The following is a 17,593-nucleotide window of genomic DNA, read 5'->3' as shown; positions in this document are numbered from 1 at the left end:
AGCCTGGCGGGCTGTCCCACCGCCGGGTGACAGGAGGGCCCATGGAAACCGTAAAGAAAGTCGTTAAGAACGTCAAGAAAGTCGTTAAGAACGAGTACTTCCCCGCGGCCGCCGTGCTGTCCGGGGTCATCCTATTCTGGGTCCTAGGCCTGTTCGGCGGACTGTCCCTCCTGAGCGCCCGCCAGTCGCCGGTGACCACCCTGACCTGGCTGCTTTTCGTCTACGCCGTAGCGGTGCTTTCGCCCCTCGCCGGACTGGTGGCCGCCGTCGATCTCGTCCGCCGGTGGCTGCGGAACAGGCAGGCGCGCGCGGCCGGGTCCGCGTAGCGGCACCAGCCTATCCAAACCAGCCTATTCAAAGCGGGAAGGGTCGCCCATGCCCCGCCGGACGACTTCGGCGGCTCCCCCCGAGAAATCGATCACCGTGGTAGGTTCAGCGCCGCAGTCGCCGGAATCGATGACGGCATCCACCACATGCTCCAGGCGCTCCTTGATCTCCCAGCCCTGCGTCAGCGGCTCTTCCTCGTCGGGAAGCAGCAAAGTGCTGGACAGCAGGGGTTCGCCGAGTTCGGAGAGCAGGGCCTGGACTACGTGGTTGTCCGGGATGCGCACGCCTACTGTCTTCTTCTTCGGGTGCAACAGCCGCTTGGGCACCTCCCTCGTGGCGGGCAGGATGAAGGTGTAGCTGCCGGGTGTCACGCCCTTGATGCTGCGGAAGACGTCGTTGTCGATCTGGACGAACTGGCCCAGCTGGGCGAAGTCCTTGCAAACGAGCGTGAAGTGGTGCTTGTCGCCCAGGTGCCGGATGGACTTGATCCGGTCCAGGGCCTCCCGGTTACCGAGCTGGGCGCCCAGTGCGTAGCACGAATCGGTGGGGTAGGCGATCAGGCCGCCTGAGCGCACGATCTCCACTGCCTGCAGGATCGAACGCGGCTGGGGGTTCTCGGGGTGCACATCAAAGTATCTCGCCATGGCACGAGCTTACGCCCGGCAGTCCGGGCGCTGTTCGCGACGTGCCGCCGGGTGACGTACCCCGGGTTCACATACCGCTACAGCTGCTCGTCGTGATGGATCCGCTCGCCTAGTTGCCGCAGAGGCTCCCCGCTGCCGCTCCACTGCTGGGAAATAAACTCCGCAGCGATGGACACGGCCGTTTCCTCGGGGGTCCGGGCACCCAGATCAAGGCCCACCGGACTGTGGAGCTTAGACAGCTCTGTTTCGCTCAGTCCCGCTTGCCGCAGCCGCGCCATCCTGTCCTCGTGAGTGCGCCTGGATCCCATCGCGCCAATAAAGGCGACGGGCCTGCCACGGAGGGCCACTTCAAGGACGGGGATGTCGAATTTGGGGTCGTGGGTGAGGACGCACAGTACGGTCCTGGAATCCAGCAGCCCTTGGGCGTACTGGTCACTCAGGTACCGGTGCGGCCACGCGTTGACCACCTCGGCGGCGTCGGGGAATCGAGCGGGCGTGGCGAAGACAGAACGTGCATCACATACGGTCACCCGGTACCCCAGAAAGGCGCCAAGCCGTGCCAGGGCCGCGGCGAAGTCGATGGCACCGAAGACAATCATGCGCGGCGGCGGGGCATAGCTTGCGAAGAAGACGCGCATGCCGGTGTCGAGCCGTTCTCCGTCGACGCCGTAGGTCAGGATGCCCGTCCGCCCGGCGGCGAGGAGGCCCTGGGTGTCGTCGCCCACGGCCTGGTTGGTGCGGTCGGAACCGAGGTCGCCTTCAAACCCTTCCGGCCTGACGATGAGATGCCTGCCCATCCGGTTTGCATCCGGATGTTCGATGACCGTGGCGACCCCCACCCGGCGCCCCGCGGCAATGGCCCGGGCGACGGCGTCGAGCTCGGCAAAACGCTCCCGGGATACCGGTTCCACGAAGATGTCGATGATCCCACCGCAGGTAAGGCCCACTGCGTAGGCGTCGTCGTCGCTGACGCCGTAGCGCACCAGGACCGGCTCGCCTCCGTTGACGACCTCGCTGGCCAGTTCATAGACGGCACCCTCCACGCAGCCGCCGGAGACGGAGCCCACTGCCTCGCCGTCCGCCGTCACGAGCATGGCCGCGCCGGGGAGCCGTGGCGCGGATTGGAACGTGCTCACGACGGTGGCCAGGCCCGACGTCGCACCCCTCCGCCAGTCCCGCAACATGGCCGCCAGGACATCGTGCATCCGCGTCCCCTAAAGCCTGCCGCACAGCCGGAGTGCCCGGAAGGCCGAGCGCCGGCCGGCCCAGTATGCAATACACGCCACCACGGCGACGGCCCCGAGGACCTTCACCGGACTGGAGAGCTGCTCCGCCGCAATGCCCTTCGCGAGGCTCAAGGCGTCCAGGCCGCCAGCCGCCGCAGGCCCGCCCTGCATCGACCCGGCAGCAGGGGGCGTTGCCGCCGATGGCGCCGAGGTCATCGGCCCGGGAGCAGAGACTGCCGCCGACGCCGGGACCGGCTCCGGGATTGCCTCACCGATGCCCTCACCGGCCGGCTCAGGTGGCACCCCTTCCGCTGGCACTGCGGCCGGGGGCGCCCCCTCTGCCAGCACGGTTTGCAGATTGTCCGCGAAGAGCGACATCATCTGCTCCGTCACACTGCCGATGACACCTTTGCCCATTGCCGCCGCCTTGCCGGACAGCGTCAGATCCGCACCGACTGAGCCCCGGGTGGCCGCGCCCTCTTCGGCAAGTACCAGAGTCACGGTTGCCTCGGCGGTGCCCTGTCCGCGCGTCTCCTGGGCCTTGCCGCCGAGCACGGCGCGGTGTTGCGCCGCATTGCGTTCAATGACGTTCAGCAGGCCCTTGTACTGCATCGTGACCGGGCCCAGCTTTACCGACATGCCCACCTGGTAGGCGTCGTCAGAGAGCTTGTTCAGGATGTTGGCCCCGGGCAGGCATACGGCAACCCGTTCAAAGTCCATCAGTGTGTCCCACACCTGGTCTATCGGTGCGGTCACCGAGAATTCACTGTCAATTTGCATCAGCTGGCCCCTTGCCTCTCACTCGTGGATGACTCTCACCGGAAATCTGGTCGCCGCCGCCATTACTGCGGGGCGCCACTGCCGCGGATGGCGGCCGCCACCTCTGCCAGCGCCCGGTAGCTGTGGCCGCTGACGAACGCGTCGCAGTAGGGCAGTGCCGCAGCCATGCCGCCCACGAGGGGCTGATACCGTGGTGCCGCCTTACGCGGATTCACCCAGATGATCCTGTGGGCGAGCCGGCGCAGGCGGCCCATCTGGGCTGCCACCTGGTCGGGATCTTCGTCGGCCCAGCCGTCCGAGAAAATCACCACCACGGCGCCCCGCGCCAGTCCGCGGCGGCCGTGCTCGTCGATAAAGTGGCGCAGGCTTTCCGCGATCCTGGTTCCGCTGGCCCAGCCCGGCGCGGAGGCAGCCGCACGGGCCAGGGCCTCGTCGGGATCGCGAAGGGCGAGCTGCCGCGTGACCCTGGTCAGCCGGGTGGAGAAGACGAACGCTTCCGCCCCAGCACCGGCCACTGCGCCCTGCAGCAGGGACACGAACACCCGGGCGTAGGGCTCCATGGAGCCGGACACATCGCACAGCAGCACCAGCTTGCGGCGCTGCCCGCGCCGGCGGGCATAGAGCAGCCGCGGTGCATCGGTTCCGGACCGGCGGGCAGCGCGCACGGTCGCCCGCACATCCAGCCTCACGGTGCTGTGCGCGGATGCGCGGGTGCGGCGGCTCAGTCGAAGCGGTGTCGCCAGCAGCAGTTCCGCTGCCAGCCGCCGTACCTGGAACAGTTCGTTGGAAGAGAGCTCGGCGAAGGAAGTGTCGTGCAGGTGTTCGTCGGGGGAGGCCATGGCCAGGATGGCCTCCCGGTCGGCCCGGCCGGGCATGAGGGAGCTGTCCAGGCCTGACGCGGCAGGGTGCGGGGAGGCAGGCTGCGGCGGATGCGTGCCGGCTGCCGTGCCGGGTGGCCGGGCGTCCGCCGGCGCAGGCCGGGTCCGGGCCTCCTGCCCGGGCGACGGCGGCAGCGCCCGGCCAGGGGCTCCTACCGACTTGTGCGCTGCCGACCCGCGGAACACGGCCGCGAAGACGGCATCGAACAGGGGCACCTGTTCGCGGGCGGCCACCAGGACCACACGGCAGGTCCAGTAGAGCTGTTCAATCCGGTCCGGGGGGATGAGGTGGAGCGACTCGGCCAGCCGCGCGGCCCGGTCCGGCGACACGGGCAGGCCGACCTGCCGGAGGGCGGTGACGAATGCGGCCGATAATGCGGCTGCCTCCACGTGCGGCGGCCGGGCTGCCACGGCAATGTCACCCTTGACCATCGGTGCCCTCCACGAGCCAGGCCGCTCCGCGGGAGCCGACGAGTTCGAGGTCGTCGCGATTCTTGACGATGGTGCCCCAGGTTTGTTCGGCCGTCCCGGGGTCGATGCTTTGCACTCCGAGGACGGCCAGGGCGGAGACCCAGTCGATTGCCTCGGAAATGCCTGGCGGTTTGGCCAGGTCAAGGGTGCGGACCCGGGTGATGGCGGCCGCGGCCTGTAGGGCCAGGGGTCCACTGCTCGCAGGTACCCGGCGGCGCACGATCTCGGCGATGCGGTCCGGCCCGGGATAATCGATCCAGTGGTACAGGCAGCGGCGGGTCAGCGCGTCGTGAAGGTCCCGCGTCCGGTTGGATGTGAGGACCACGATCGGGGGATGCGTGGCTCGAATCGTACCCAGCTCCGGGATGGTGACCGCGGCCTCGGCCAGCAGCTCAAAAGTGAACGCCTCGAATTCGGCGTCCGCGCGGTCGATCTCGTCCAGAAGCAGCACGGCCGGCCGAGGCCCAGGGTGCTCTAGCGCCTGCAGGAGCGGCCGGCGCAGCAAATATTGGGGGGCGAAAAGGTCAGTTTCGGTGACCGCCGCGCCGCCGGCCTCGGCCAGCCGGATGCCGAGCAGCTGGCGCGGGTGGTTCCACTCGTAGAGCGCCTCGCCGGCGTCGATTCCCTCGTAGCATTGCAGCCGGTACAGGGGGGTATCGAGGAGCTCGGCCAGCGCTTTCGCGGCCTCCGTCTTCCCGACTCCCGCCTCGCCTTCGAGCAGGATGGGCTGCGGCAGACGCACGGCCAGGAACAGCGCCGTTGCCAGCCCGACGTCGGCCAGGTAATTGTTGCGGTCCAGAGCGGCCACCAGTGACGGGACATCCGGGATCCGGCGCTGGACGTCCTCCTCCGCTCCGGCCCGCGCCGCCGTCGTCATGCGGGCCCCTGCTGATCAGACAGCCAGGGCATAACGTCCCGGATCCTTGCGGAAGGCGGCCCGGCACCCGGGGGAGCAGAAGTACACGGTGATTCCGTTGTACTCCACGTGCAGCGACGACCCGACGGCCGGAACGGACATGCCGCACACCGGATCAACGGCGCTCGCAGGCCCCGGCTCTTGGGGCACCACCATGCCCGGGGTCACCCCGGCAGCTTCGGCAAGACGCAGGGCGGCGTTCCGTGCTTTGGACCGTTCCCCGACCAGCTGGGCCAGGATGGAGAGAGCGATCTCCCCGGGGGTCCGGGCGCCGAGCTGCAGCCCGGCCGGCGTGAAGACACGCGCGCGCAGGGCATCGTCGACGTCGAGGGATTCCAGCACGGCGGCGCCGCGGGTGCCACTGGCCACCAGGGCAACGTAGGGGACGCCGGCGCGCAGGGCCGCCTCCAAGGCGGCCTCCTCCGCCTTGCCGTGGGAGGCGACAATCAAGGCCGCGTCCTCACCGTGGGGATCAGCGGTTTCGCCGTCCGTGAGTTCGACGTCGAGGCCGACCGCCGAGCCGAGCGTCGCAAGGGCCTGCGCCACCGGCGTCGTGCCCACCACCAGGACCCGGGGCGCCGGGATCCGCGGCTGGAGGAAGATCTCGATCGCCCCGCCGCTGAGGCACGGGTTAGAGACCGCGACGGCGCCTTCCTCTGCAGCGCGGGACGGTTCCCCGGGCAGGACGCGCAGCAGGAGCGGTTCCTGCGAGGCGATGGCCTGCAGGCTGTACTCGCGCACCGATGCCTCGACGCAGTTTCCGCCCACAAAGCCCTGGATCTCCCCGCTGGGCAGCACCAGGGCGGTGTCCCCGGCGTGGGCGCTTGCGGGACGCTGGGCGCGTACCACCGTGGCATGGACGAACGGTTCACGGCGACCGGCGAGTTCTTCCGCCCTGGCGGCAAGGGTCTCTGCGGTGGTGGGCATCAGATCGGCGGCCTGGCCCGGCCCTGCATCGCAGCCCAGACACGGGCCGGTGTGCAGGGCATGTCCATATGCGTGACGCCTAACGGCGCCAGGGCGTCGACCACGGCGTTGACGATAGCCGGGGGCGAGCCGACTGTGGCGGATTCGCCGATGCCCTTGGCTCCGATCGGGTGGTGCGGGGAGGGGGTGACGGTGAATCCGGTCTCCCAGTCCGGCACCTCCATGGCCGTGGGGATCAGGTAGTCCATGAAGGACCCGGCGAGGCAGTTGCCGGCCTCGTCGAACTCGATGATCTCCATCAGTGCCATGCCGACGCCGTCGGTCAGTCCGCCGTGCACCTGGCCTTCGATGATCATCGGGTTGATCCTGGTGCCGCAGTCATCCACGGCGATGAAGCGCCGCACCTTGACCTGCCCCGTGCCGGGGTCGACGTCGACGACGCAGATGTAGGCGCCGAACGGGAAGGTGAGATTGGGTGGGTCGTAGGTGACCTCGGCGTCGAGGTTGCCGTCCACGCCCTCGGGCAGGGCCACGGTGCCGTGGGCGCCCATGGCGATCTCGGCAATGGTCTTCCCGGCACCGGGGTCGCCCTTGACGAACCAGCGTCCCTTTTCCCACTCGAGATCCTCGGGGCGGGTCTCAAGCATGGCACCGGCGATCAGCTTTGCCTTCTCGCGCACCTTCCGGGCGACAAGGGCGACGGCACCGCCGCTGACCGGCGTCGAACGGCTGCCGTAGGTCCCCAACCCGAACGGTGTCTGGTCCGTGTCCCCGTGCACCACATCGATGTCCTCCGGCGGGATGCCGAGTTCCTCGGCCACGATCTGGGCGAACGTCGTCTCGTGGCCTTGGCCCTGGCTTTGCACGGAGATCCGGACTACGGCCTTGCCGGTGGGGTGCACGCGCAGTTCGGCGCCGTCGGCCATGCCGAGGCCCACAATGTCGAAGTGCTTCCGCGGGCCGGCGCCCACGACTTCCGTGAAGAACGCGACCCCGATGCCCATGAGTTCCCCGCGCTCGCGCTTTTCGGCCTGCTCACGGCGGAGGTCCTCATACCCGGCCAGTTCCATGGAAAGCCGCAGGGCAGCGGCGTAGTTGCCCGAGTCGTATACCCAGCCGGTCTTGTTGGCGTAGGGGAACTGCTCCGGCCGGATGAAGTTCTTGAGCCGCAGCTCCGCCGGGTCCATGTTCAGCTTGCGGGCCAGGACGTCCACCATCCGCTCCACCAGGTAGACGGCCTCGGTGACGCGGAAGGAACAGGCGTAGGCGACCCCGCCGGGAGCCTTGTTGGTGTAGACGCCGGTGACGGAACAGTGGGCGGCCTGCAGGTCGTAGCTGCCGGTGAAGATGGAGAAGAAGCCCGCCGGGTTCTTCGTGGGCTGGGCGGTGGCGTTGAACGCTCCGTGATCTGCCAGTACGTGGGTGCGCAGGGCAAGGATCTTGCCGTCCTTGGTGGCCGCGATTTCGCCCTGCATGATGTAGTCCCGGGCGAACGAGGTCGACATCAGGTTCTCGGAGCGGTCCTCGACCCATTTGACCGGGCGGCCAGAGACGATCGAGCCGACGACGGCGAGGATGTAGCCGGGATAGATCCCGACCTTGTTGCCGAAGCCGCCGCCGATATCGGGGGAGACGATCCGGATCTTATGTTCGGGGATGCCGGCGACGATCGCGAACAGGGTCCGGTGCGCGTGCGGGGCCTGGGTGGTCTCGTAGAGCGTCAGCTTGCCGTTGACGGCGTCGAAATCGGCGACGGCGCCGCACGTCTCCATCGGCGCGGGGTGAACCCGCGGGTACACCACCTCCTGGCTGACCACGACATCGGCGGAGGCGAACACCGCATCGGTTTCGGCCTTGTCGCCGATCTCCCAGTCGAAGATCCGGTTGTCCGTCCGGCCCTCGATCTCATCGCGGATCACCGGCGCGTCCGGGTCGAGCGCCTTGCGGGCGTCCACCAGCGGGGGAAGGATGTCGTATTCGACTTCGATCAGCTCCAGCGCATCCCGGGCCGCGTAGCGGTCCTCGGCCACGACGAACGCGACTTCCTGGCCCTGGAACCGGACCTTGTCCGTGACCAGGACGGCCTGGACATCCGCCGAGAGCGTCGGTGCCCACGCGAGCTTCAGACCCAGAAGGTCCTTGCCGGTGATGACCGCCACGACCTTCGGATGTGCCAGGGCATTCGTGGTGTCGATGGACACGAGCCGGGCGTGTGCCACCGGAGCCCGCAGGATGGCGCCATGCAGCATCCCCGGCAGCACGATGTCATCCAGGTAGTGGCCCTTGCCGCGCACGAAGCGCGGATCTTCCTTCCGCTGGATGCGGCCGTAGCCGATCGGACGGTCCTCGTCGCCTGGGGCCGGGTTTGACGGCCGGTCATGGATGACGGTCATGCCTTCACCTCCGCGTCTGTGTCCGCTGTCTCTGGCGCGACGTCCGGGACGGCGGTGTCCGCACCGTCCCAGCCGGTGCCGGCAGGATGGGCGGCCGCCCATTGCACCGAGCGGACGATCGTTGCGTAGCCCGTGCACCGGCAGATCTGCCCGGAAATCGCCTGCCGGATCTCGGCGTCGTCGGGGTGCGGATTCTTATCAAGCAGCGCACGGGCGGTCAGCATCATTCCCGGGGTGCAGAAGCCGCATTGCAGCCCGTGCTCCTCCATGAAGCCCTGCTGGACGGGGTCGAGGGTGCCGCCGGTGGCGAGTCCCTCGACAGTGCGGATGTCGTGGCCGGCGGCCATGGCGGCCAAAACCGTGCAGGACTTCACCGGCTGACCGTCCATCAGGACCACGCAGGTCCCGCAGTTACTCGTATCGCACCCCCAATGGGTGCCCGTAAGCCCCAGGACTTCGCGGATGTAGTGGACCAGCAGCACCCGGGGCTCGATCTCGCTGGTGAACTCGCTGCCATTGACGGTCATGCTGATCTGCATCGGTTTCAGCCTTCCTGCATCCGTGCGGCCATCTGAGCGGCGCGGGCGCAGGCCCGCCGCAGTACCCGCCGGGTGAGTTCATCGGCGAGATGCCGCTTGTAGTCGACCGGGCCACGCTGGTCCGGTACGGGATCGCAGGCCGCAGCTGCCAGCCTGCCGGCCTCAGTGAACAAGTCCTCGGCCGGACGCTTTCCGCGGAGCACGGCCGCGGCCTCCGCAACCGTGCGGTCAAGGCCCAGGGCAGTGAGGCCGACCGTGGCGTCCTCCACCGTGCCGTCCGCGGCAAGGGTGACGGCGGCGCCGGCGGCACCGGTGGCCCAGTCGCCCACCCGCCGCTCGACCTTCTCGTAGGCGCTGCCCGCACGGGGGCGGATGGGGAACCTGAGTTCGCACAGCAGCTCGTCCTGCCCGACGGCGGTTTCATAGGGTCCGCGGTGGAACCCGGACATGGCCACAGCGCGCTCACCGCCCGGCCCGCGGATCACTGCCTCGGCATCCAGGACATCGCAAACAGTGGAGAGGTCCTCGGCCGGATCGGCCTGGCACAGCGAGCCGCCGATGGTGCCTCGATTACGCACCGTAGGGTCGGCGATCACCCGTTCGGCGTCCCGCACAATGGGGAACAGCGCGGCGACCTCGTCCGACTCCAGCAAGGTGGTGTGGCGGGTCAGGGCGCCCACCCGGAGTTTGTTGCCGTCGCGGAGAATGAAGTCCAGCTCGTAGAGGTCATTGATGTCGATCAGCCATTCGGGCCGGGCCAGGCGAAGCTTCATCATTGGCAGCAGACTGTGGCCGCCGGCCACCACCCGGGATTCGGGGCCGTAGCGGGCGAGAAGTTCCAGGGCGTTGTCCACGCTGCTGGCGCGCACGTAGTCAAAAGATGCCGGAATCTGCATAGTCCCTGCCTCGCTCCGAACTCACTCCGAACTCACTTCGAACGGCCGGCGGCGTGGCGCGATCGTTGCCGGGGCCGGATTGAGGCCAGTCTTGCCCCGGCCAAACCGGGGTGTCAATATCGTCATAAGCGAAAGGTTATGAAGCCGTGGCGATGACATTGGGACAGTTGCGGACCTTTGCCTTGGTGGCAAAGCTGGGCTCACTTCACGCTGCCGCGGCCCACCTCGGCGTCAGCGAACCGGCCGTTTCCGCGGCCCTCGCCGCGCTCAGGCAGGACCTTGGCGACCCGCTCTTTGTACGCGCCCACGGTGGGATTGCGCTGACCCCGGGAGGCCGGGCCCTTGCCGAATACGCCCCGGACATCATCGGCCTGGCGGACAAGGCCCGGTGGGAGGTGGCCCATGCCCAGACCGAGACCGGGCGCCTGAAAATCGTGGCGACGGCACCGTTTGCGGAGCACGCTGCCGGCCGGCTGCTGGACCTTTTCACCCGCCGGGTTCCCGGGGCCTCGGTCGATGTCGTGGTCGAGGAAGCCGAGGACATTGCGTCGCTGCTGCTGGAACGCGTCCACGACATCGCCCTGGGCGCCCGGCCGCCCGCCGCTAACGGAGCTGCCCCCAACGGCACCGTTTCCAGCAGTACGGGCGACGTCGGCCTGGAATCCGTGGCGTTCCTGCGGTACCAGCGCATCCTCGTGGTGGCTGCCGGGCATCCCCTCGCCTCGCTCCACGGCCCGGTGCGACTGGCCGAATTGCTGGGGCGGCCCTGGTTTAGTGGCCCCGCCGGCATCCAGGCGGCCAGCGAGGAAGGCCGCTGGCTGGCCTCCCAAGGGGTAGTGCCGGACATCGTCCGGCTCAGCAGCGAGACGGAGGCCCTCGCCGCCGTCAGGGCAGGTGAAGGGACCATGATGGCGCTCGGGCACATTGTCCGGGCTGAGATCCGCAGCGGCGCGCTGGTCCGTGTGCCGGTCGCCGGAACGCCGATCGCCGGACTCTGGTGGGCCAGCACGTTGGACCGCCGCCGGGCGACCACCATGGCGCTGACCCTGCAACGGTTTGCCGCCACTGCCGATGCCACCGCGGCCATGGTCGCTCCCGGCGGCTCGCGGGGGCTGGAACGGCGGGGGTCCAAGTTCCACGTGGCGCTCTGGAGTTGAGGCACGTGCCTGATACACCGGGCACGTGTCGCGCTGCACACCGCCGGGGCAGGTGCTACCCGGAGGAAGCGGCGCGCTGATGTGCAAATTTGCACCATACCGTCAGGCCTATCAGCTTCCCCTGCGTGCCACAAGGGATACGCCGGGCCTGTCGGCAATTCCCCTTCGCAAGCATCGACCTTGCGCTTTTGCAGGTAACTGCCGCTCAGAGCGGAGGTGACTTTCGGCCCTTGGCGCCCGGCGTCGGAGGGGCGGAAGCTGGGGCCTACACCGCGAGTCGCAGGGCGTGCATTTCGCATGTCCGTGCATTTAAAAAGGTCCGGCTTATAAAACGTCCGGCATGTGGGTCGTGCCAGGTCGAGGTCCACGGGAGTGCCATGAAACACCAGCAGCCGAGCCTTAAGGTCCTGCGAACCACCAACAAAAAAGTGTTGGCGCCCGGGTACCAGCAGAGAACCGGAACCGAGGGTCCACGATGACTCCCGGCGTGGCCACCCGGACCTCGCTGCTAAAGGAGATTCATGACCTTGCCCGGCCGCTGAAAAGCGATCGTGATCTGAACGGACTGGTGAATCGGGCCGCCGGTTGCCGCTTCGCGGCCATCGGCGAGGCGTCGCACGGCACTCATGAGTTCTACACGTGGCGGGACACCCTCAGCAGGCGGCTCATCGCGGAGGAGGGCTACAACTGGATCGGGGTTGAAGGGGACTGGCCCGACTGCTGGCGCATCAACCGGTGGGTCCGCGGCCAGGACGGCAAGGACCAGGGCGTGCACGCGCTCCTGGCCGGCTTCGAACGCTGGCCGACCTGGATGTGGGCGAACGAGGAAATTGCTGCGTTCCTGGACTGGTTGCGCAGCTGGAACCTGGGGCGGCCCCCGGACAAGCGGGTGGGCTTTTACGGCCTGGACGTCTACTCGCTCTGGGACTCGCTGCGCGAAATCATGGACTGGCTCCAGGCCAACGTCCCGGAAGCTGTCCCCGCGGCCATGCGCGCCTGGCAGTGTTTCCTGCCTCACCACGAGGACCCGCACGAGTATGCGGCCTGGAGCAGGCGCCTTGTGCCGCAGTCCTGCGAGACCGACGTCGTGGCCCTCCTGACCGAAGTCCGGAACCGGGTCTCCAACGCCGGCCCGCAGAACGAAGACGCTTTCGACGCCGTCCAGAACGCCGAGGTCGCCGCCAATGCGGAACATTATTACCGCATCATGGTCCGCGGCGACCGGCAGTCCTGGAATGTTCGCGACCACCACATGGCGGACACCATCGACCGGGTCAGCCGGCACCTCGGGCCGGCGTCGAAGGGCCTGATCTGGGAGCACAACACGCATGTAGGGGATGCGAGGGCTACGGACATGGCACAGGATGGCCTGGTCAACGTCGGGCAACTGCTGCGTGAACGCCACGCGGCCGAGGGGGTGCTGCTGGTCGGCCTCGCGGCACACCGGGGCTCCGTGATCGCCGCAGACGGGTGGGGCCGCCCGGAGCGGATCCTGACGGTGCCCGAGGCGCGGCCGGGCAGCCACGAAGACTTCCTGCATCAGGCCCTCGGCGTGCCGTCGGTGCTGGACTTCGGGGATGACAGAACCGGGCCGTGGCTTTCGACCAAGCTCGGGCACCGGGCGATCGGTGTCGTCTACCACCCGGAGAGGGAAGTTGGGAACTACGTCCCGACCCGGATGGGGGAGCGTTACGATGCCCTCCTCTGGCTCGAACACACCAAGGCGCTGCGGCCGGTGCACCACGAGGGACCGCCCCGGGAACCGGAGCTTGAGACTGAGCCGACAGGTTACTAGGGAGGGTCCAGCATGGCCAAGGCAATCGTCGTCGGAATCAACGGGTCGGCGCGCAGTGACGCCGCACTGGCCTGGGCCCTGCGGCGGGCGGCCCGGGATAAGCTCCCGGTCATAGTGGTCCACGCAGTGGACGACCGGTGGGTGACACCTGACTTCCAGTACCACGAGATCATCCGGGAAGCGGGAATGGACCTGCTGCGCCAAGCACAGGCGAGCGCCCGCGACCAGGCCCCCGACGTTGAAGTGGACATCCAGCTCGGCCACGGCAGCGGGGGGTCGGTGCTGCGGGAGGTCTCCAAGCAGGCGGCGCTGGTGGTTGTCGGCGGGCATGACAAGTATTGGCTGGACGGCGGACCGATGACAGACCGCGCCCTGCAGGTGGTGTCCGCCTCGGAGTGCCCGGTAGCCGTCATTGCGGAGGAGCCGGCGGCCGGGGCCGCGGGCGTGGTGGTCGGCGTCGATGGTTCCAGGGAGTCGATGCAGGCAGTCGCCGTCGCGGCCGCCGAGGCCGACCTGAGCGGGGACGAGCTGACCGCCGTCTTGGGTTTCAAGAGCCCTGCCCGGTGGCTCGAGAAACAGCGGCCCTCCAGCGGCCTCGCCGCGAGCATCGTTGAAGAGAGCCGAATTGTGCTCGCCGAGTCCGCGGCCGGGCTCGGCGAGAAGTACCCGGACCTGGTGGTCCATCAGCGGCTCGAGACGAACACCGAACCGGCCAAGGCGCTGGTGGGGATCGCCGCCGGAGCAAGGCTACTGGTGATCGGAAGCCACGGGCGGGGCGGATTTTCGAGGACTGTGCTCGGCTCCACGGCGCATGCGGTGCTGCTGAACGTCCCGTGTCCCACGCTCGTCACGCGGGTGCACAAGGACAAGCACGGGGAGTGAGCCCGGCGGGCGATCCGTGCTCAGGCCAGGCCCGGAACCGGCCGGGGAGCACCTTCCGGGGAGGGGCTTTCCGCCGCCGCCGACCGGTGGGAGGATGATGCCGTGGACCACTACTTCGATTTTGTCACCCACTTTTGGTGGCTCATCTTTCCCCTGAGCGGACTGCTCGGCGGGTGGGCGCGGTCCTGGTCGAGAGCCACCGAGCGCAGGCACCGCCGCCGGGTGGAGCTTTACACGCTAAAGAACCAGGCCGCGCAGGCAGAACAGGCCAGCCAGGTCGAGGTGTTGCGGCTCATGAAGGCGCACGACGCCGTGAACAAGCGCTGGCTGGACTACGAACTCGATGTGGGAAAACTGATCGACTTCCCGGTCATGACCGATGTCCGCGAGCCTCTCACTGTGGCATTCCTGCGGGCCAAGCGTGAGGCCGACGGCCTGCGCCCCGCCGCCCCCGGGGACCTCAAGACTGCGGCCAGGCTCGCCGAATACCGGGCCGCCGTCACGAGCTTCGACATCGCGTTCGACGTCGCCGAACGCGAAGCCAAAAGGATCAGGGACAGCAAATTCACCGGCCCGGAACGCCAACGGCTGGAGACTGCCCGCAAGCTGCTGAGGATCGCATCGGATGCCGCAGCGACGCCCGCCGAACGCCAGACGGCCTACCGGCGCGCCCGCCGCGAACTCGACGGATTGATCGTGCTGCCCGAAGCCTCGCTCGCCGCGCTGGAGGATAAAATCGCTTCCATGCTTGACGCCGGTCCGGCGACTGACGTCCGTAGGACCGTGTAGGCCGCTGTGTTTTCCTGTGACCTTGATCGCGCCGCCTTCCCGATCGGGGCCGCGAACCCGGCTGCCTGGAAATTGGGGTCTTCTGGCACGTTTTGCGCTGCCGTCATTCCCACGTACCATCGATAAGGTTTCAAGCTGCCTTAATGTGCCCTGGACTATCATTGGATCTATCGGATGAGGGTCGTGGCCGTGCGGCAAACGGGGACGTGGAACTGCCGACCGTGAATACTTCAGATTGGGCAACAGGTGGAAATCACCGTAATGGTTGCGCTAGTGATACTGCTGGCGCTGTTCTTCGACTTCACCAACGGATTTCATGACACTGCGAACGCCATGGCTACGCCCATCGCGACCGGTGCCATCAAGCCGAAGACGGCGGTCGCCCTGGCGGCGGTGCTGAACCTCGTGGGCGCGTTCCTCTCCACGGAAGTAGCCAAGACTGTCTCCGGCGGCATCATCAAGGAAGGCTCCGATGGTGTCCAGATCACCCCGGACATCATCTTCGCCGGTCTCATGGGCGCCATTCTCTGGAACATGATCACCTGGCTCAAGGGCCTGCCGTCGAGTTCGTCCCATGCCCTCTTCGGTGGCCTCATCGGCGCCGCGATCGCCGGCATCGGCATCCACTCGATCAACTTCGAGTCGATCCTGCAGAAGGTCATCCTTCCCGCGGTCTTCGCCCCGATCATCGCCGGCGGTGTGGCCTACCTGTGCACCCGACTGGCCTATGCCCTGACGTCCCGCCACGACCCGGAAACCGGGGACAAGCTGACCCAGAAGCGCGGCGGGTTCCGGAACGGCCAGGTCTTTACATCCAGTCTCGTCGCCCTGGCGCACGGCACCAACGACGCCCAGAAGACCATGGGCATCATCACCCTGGTCCTGATCTCCGCCGGCACGCAACCGGCCGGCTCCGGCCCGCAGTGGTGGGTCATCACCGCCTGTGCCCTCGCCATTGCGATCGGCACGTACGCGGGCGGCTGGAGGATCATCCGCACCATGGGCTCGGGTCTGACCGAGGTCAAGCCCGCGCAGGGTTTCGCCGCCGAAACCAGCACCGCTTCCGCCATCCTGGCCTCGTCGCATCTTGGCTTCGCCCTCTCCACCACCCAGGTGGCCTCGGGCTCGGTCATCGGCTCGGGAATGGGATGCCGGGGCACCACCGTTCGATGGGGAACAGCAGGCCGGATCGCCGTCGGCTGGCTCTTCACGCTGCCCGCGGCCGGAATCGTTGGCGCGCTTACGGCCCTGCTCGTGCAGACCGGCGTGATCGGAGTCGTCATCGCGGCCGTCGTCGGCACCGCGGCCGTGGCTTACATGTTCGTTCATTCGCGCAAATCCCCTGTGGGCCACGACAACGCGGTTCAGATCGAGGAAGTCGGCCAGGCCGTGCAGTTCCCGAAGAAGAAGAAGTCCGCCGGCAAGGCGGTCAAGAACGGCGGTGCCAAGCGATGAAATGGTTGGAACTGTTGAGCGTGGCCGGTGCCACACTCGTGGCCGCGGTGTCGGTCGTGGTTCTCTACGCCCTCGGCGTCCGGCTCACGGCCATCGCTGGGGACGTTCAGGGCTCGCCAGCGGCCTGGATCCGGCCGCTCTCTTACGTGTGCTTCGGCTTTTGCGGTTTGGCCGTCCTCTTCGGGCTGTGGCTGATCGTTCCCTACTTCCACCATTAGGCAGTAGTCCACCAGGCAGTGGTTGGTTAGGCTGTGGCCATGGCCAGCTTCCAGTACTTTGTGGGATCCTCACTCGACGGCTTCATCGCCACCGACGACGACAACCTGGCCTGGCTGCTTCAGTTTGACGGCTTTGAGGGCGGCCAGGACAGCTACGATGCGTTCATGGCGGACATCGGCTGCATCGTCATGGGCGGCGATACGTACGCTTGGCTGCTGGCGCACGAGCCCGGCGCGTGGCCGTACCCGGGCACGCCCTGCTGGGTCTTCACCCATCACGAACACTCCGCCCCGGAGGGGGCCAACGTGACGTTTGTGCGCGGGACGGTCACCGAGTTCGTCGACGACCTCAGGGACGAGGCCGCGGGCCGGAACGTCTGGGTGGTGGGCGGGGGAGTGCTGGCAGCACAGTTCGCCGACGCCGGGCTGCTGGACGAACTGATTATCTCGGTCATTCCCGTGGTGCTGGGCAGCGGCAAGCAGGTGCTGCCCATGGCAGGCCCGACGCCGCCGCTGGAGTTGCTCTCGTCCCGCACCATGGGCCGCGGCGTCGTCGAGCTGCGCTATCGTTTCGGCAAGAACCCGGGCAACGGCTAGGGGAATAAGAGCCCGCGGAAGCCGGCCGGCGAACCCCCGGCGGCGCCCTACGGGGCGATATCGCGGATGAGGTTCGTGATGCGGGCGGTGGAGAGCCGGCGGCCCTGCTCGTCCGTCATGACGATCTCGTGGGTGGTGAGCGTCCGGCCGAGGTGGATGGCCGTGCAGGTGCCGGTGACGGTTCCCTCGGAGATGGCCCGGTGGTGGGTGGCGCCTACTTCGATCCCCAGCGCCTGCCGGTGGGGCCCCGCGTGCAGGCCCGCCGCGAAGGAACCCAGGGTTTCGGCCAGGACAACGTGGGCCCCGCCGTGCAGGATGCCGGCCACCTGGGTGTTTCCTTCCACCGGCATGGTGGCCACGGTGCGCTCCGGGCTCATCTCAAGGAAGTGGATTCCCAGCTTCACCACAAGGGCGCCGACGCCGTACTGGCCCAGCCAATCGTGCATCTCCTCGGGAACCCCGGCGGCCGCGAGCTCCGCCGCGAACGGGGCCGGCGTGAAATTGTCCATCATGGGAACTAGGCTGGCACTTGTGAGTGAAACAACCAAACCGGCCCCTGCCCCCGCCTCAACAGGGCGCACTGCATCAGACACCCTCCCGGCAGCTGAGCCGGAGTCCGGGCTCGCGGCCCCGTCCGCCCGGCCCTCCACCCGGGCCGCGGTGTCGGTTTCCGCCACTGAAGCCCCCGTGATTCCCATTACGG

General features: G+C 68.0%; 18 protein-coding genes. 8 read left to right on the top strand and 10 right to left on the bottom strand.

Annotation, left to right across the window (positions count from 1 at the left end; genetic code table 11):
• Nucleotides 1-41 precede the first annotated feature (41 nt).
• Entirely contained in the window at nucleotides 42-326 is a 285-nt protein-coding gene (locus tag BM372_RS14370) for a hypothetical protein (protein ID WP_090956128.1), read from the top strand.
• Nucleotides 327-350: 24 nt separating this feature from the next.
• Here the strand turns inward: BM372_RS14370 and BM372_RS14365 are convergent, their stop codons facing one another.
• The 9 genes from BM372_RS14365 to BM372_RS14325 form a co-directional block, all read right to left on the bottom strand.
• Complete coding sequence (locus BM372_RS14365) at nucleotides 351-971, bottom strand: L-threonylcarbamoyladenylate synthase (protein ID WP_090956127.1); 621 nt, start codon at nucleotides 969-971, stop codon at nucleotides 351-353.
• Nucleotides 972-1,048: 77 nt separating this feature from the next.
• Nucleotides 1,049-2,176, bottom strand: coding sequence for an XdhC family protein (locus tag BM372_RS14360; RefSeq protein ID WP_090956126.1), 1,128 nt, complete (start codon nucleotides 2,174-2,176; stop codon nucleotides 1,049-1,051).
• Between the two features lie 9 nt (nucleotides 2,177-2,185).
• On the bottom strand, nucleotides 2,186-2,977 hold the full coding sequence (locus BM372_RS14355; RefSeq protein WP_090956125.1) for an SRPBCC family protein: 792 nt from the start codon (nucleotides 2,975-2,977) through the stop codon (nucleotides 2,186-2,188).
• Between the two features lie 62 nt (nucleotides 2,978-3,039).
• The gene (locus BM372_RS14350; protein ID WP_090956124.1) at nucleotides 3,040-4,287 is read right to left on the bottom strand and encodes a vWA domain-containing protein; all 1,248 of its coding nucleotides are present in this window, start codon (nucleotides 4,285-4,287) and stop codon (nucleotides 3,040-3,042) included.
• The gene (locus BM372_RS14345) at nucleotides 4,274-5,203 is read right to left on the bottom strand and encodes an AAA family ATPase (protein ID WP_090956123.1); all 930 of its coding nucleotides are present in this window, start codon (nucleotides 5,201-5,203) and stop codon (nucleotides 4,274-4,276) included. The genes BM372_RS14350 and BM372_RS14345 overlap by 14 nt, the downstream gene beginning before the upstream one ends.
• A 15-nt stretch (nucleotides 5,204-5,218) precedes the next feature.
• Nucleotides 5,219-6,169, bottom strand: coding sequence for an XdhC family protein (locus tag BM372_RS14340; protein ID WP_090956122.1), 951 nt, complete (start codon nucleotides 6,167-6,169; stop codon nucleotides 5,219-5,221).
• The gene (locus BM372_RS14335) at nucleotides 6,169-8,562 is read right to left on the bottom strand and encodes an aerobic carbon-monoxide dehydrogenase large subunit (protein WP_090956121.1); all 2,394 of its coding nucleotides are present in this window, start codon (nucleotides 8,560-8,562) and stop codon (nucleotides 6,169-6,171) included. Before BM372_RS14335 ends, BM372_RS14340 begins: the two co-directional genes overlap by 1 nt.
• On the bottom strand, nucleotides 8,559-9,101 hold the full coding sequence (locus BM372_RS14330; RefSeq protein ID WP_090956120.1) for a (2Fe-2S)-binding protein: 543 nt from the start codon (nucleotides 9,099-9,101) through the stop codon (nucleotides 8,559-8,561). Before BM372_RS14330 ends, BM372_RS14335 begins: the two co-directional genes overlap by 4 nt.
• A gap of 5 nt (nucleotides 9,102-9,106) precedes the next feature.
• Complete coding sequence (locus BM372_RS14325; protein ID WP_090956119.1) at nucleotides 9,107-9,997, bottom strand: FAD binding domain-containing protein; 891 nt, start codon at nucleotides 9,995-9,997, stop codon at nucleotides 9,107-9,109.
• Between the two features lie 152 nt (nucleotides 9,998-10,149).
• Between BM372_RS14325 and BM372_RS14320 the strand changes: the two genes are divergently transcribed.
• From BM372_RS14320 to BM372_RS14290, 7 genes are all read left to right on the top strand, one after another.
• Nucleotides 10,150-11,154: a LysR family transcriptional regulator gene (locus tag BM372_RS14320; RefSeq protein ID WP_090956118.1), complete on the top strand. Its 1,005-nt coding sequence runs from the start codon at nucleotides 10,150-10,152 to the stop codon at nucleotides 11,152-11,154.
• 475 nt (nucleotides 11,155-11,629) lie between these two features.
• Nucleotides 11,630-12,949 carry an erythromycin esterase family protein gene (locus tag BM372_RS14315; protein ID WP_090956117.1) on the top strand — a complete coding sequence of 440 codons (1,320 nt, stop codon included), beginning with the start codon at nucleotides 11,630-11,632 and terminating at the stop codon, nucleotides 12,947-12,949.
• Between the two features lie 12 nt (nucleotides 12,950-12,961).
• The gene (locus tag BM372_RS14310; protein WP_090956116.1) at nucleotides 12,962-13,831 is read left to right on the top strand and encodes a universal stress protein; all 870 of its coding nucleotides are present in this window, start codon (nucleotides 12,962-12,964) and stop codon (nucleotides 13,829-13,831) included.
• Between the two features lie 102 nt (nucleotides 13,832-13,933).
• Nucleotides 13,934-14,620, top strand: coding sequence for a hypothetical protein (locus BM372_RS14305; protein ID WP_090956115.1), 687 nt, complete (start codon nucleotides 13,934-13,936; stop codon nucleotides 14,618-14,620).
• 246 nt (nucleotides 14,621-14,866) lie between these two features.
• Nucleotides 14,867-16,075 (top strand): inorganic phosphate transporter, encoded by a 1,209-nt coding sequence (locus BM372_RS14300; RefSeq protein WP_090956114.1) that lies wholly within the window; start codon nucleotides 14,867-14,869, stop codon nucleotides 16,073-16,075.
• Nucleotides 16,072-16,293 carry a hypothetical protein gene (locus tag BM372_RS14295; RefSeq protein WP_090956113.1) on the top strand — a complete coding sequence of 74 codons (222 nt, stop codon included), beginning with the start codon at nucleotides 16,072-16,074 and terminating at the stop codon, nucleotides 16,291-16,293. The genes BM372_RS14300 and BM372_RS14295 overlap by 4 nt, the downstream gene beginning before the upstream one ends.
• Before the next feature lie 39 nt (nucleotides 16,294-16,332).
• Nucleotides 16,333-16,890: a dihydrofolate reductase family protein gene (locus BM372_RS14290; protein ID WP_090956112.1), complete on the top strand. Its 558-nt coding sequence runs from the start codon at nucleotides 16,333-16,335 to the stop codon at nucleotides 16,888-16,890.
• Nucleotides 16,891-16,937: 47 nt separating this feature from the next.
• Here BM372_RS14290 and BM372_RS14285 read toward each other — a convergent pair whose 3' ends face one another.
• Nucleotides 16,938-17,402 carry a hotdog fold thioesterase gene (locus tag BM372_RS14285; protein WP_090956111.1) on the bottom strand — a complete coding sequence of 155 codons (465 nt, stop codon included), beginning with the start codon at nucleotides 17,400-17,402 and terminating at the stop codon, nucleotides 16,938-16,940.
• Nucleotides 17,403-17,593: the final 191 nt, after the last annotated feature.

The sequence above is a fragment of the Arthrobacter sp. ov118 genome (assembly GCF_900116495.1).
GTDB lineage: Bacteria > Actinomycetota > Actinomycetes > Actinomycetales > Micrococcaceae > Arthrobacter.
This window is presented reverse-complemented; position numbering and strand designations above follow the sequence as displayed.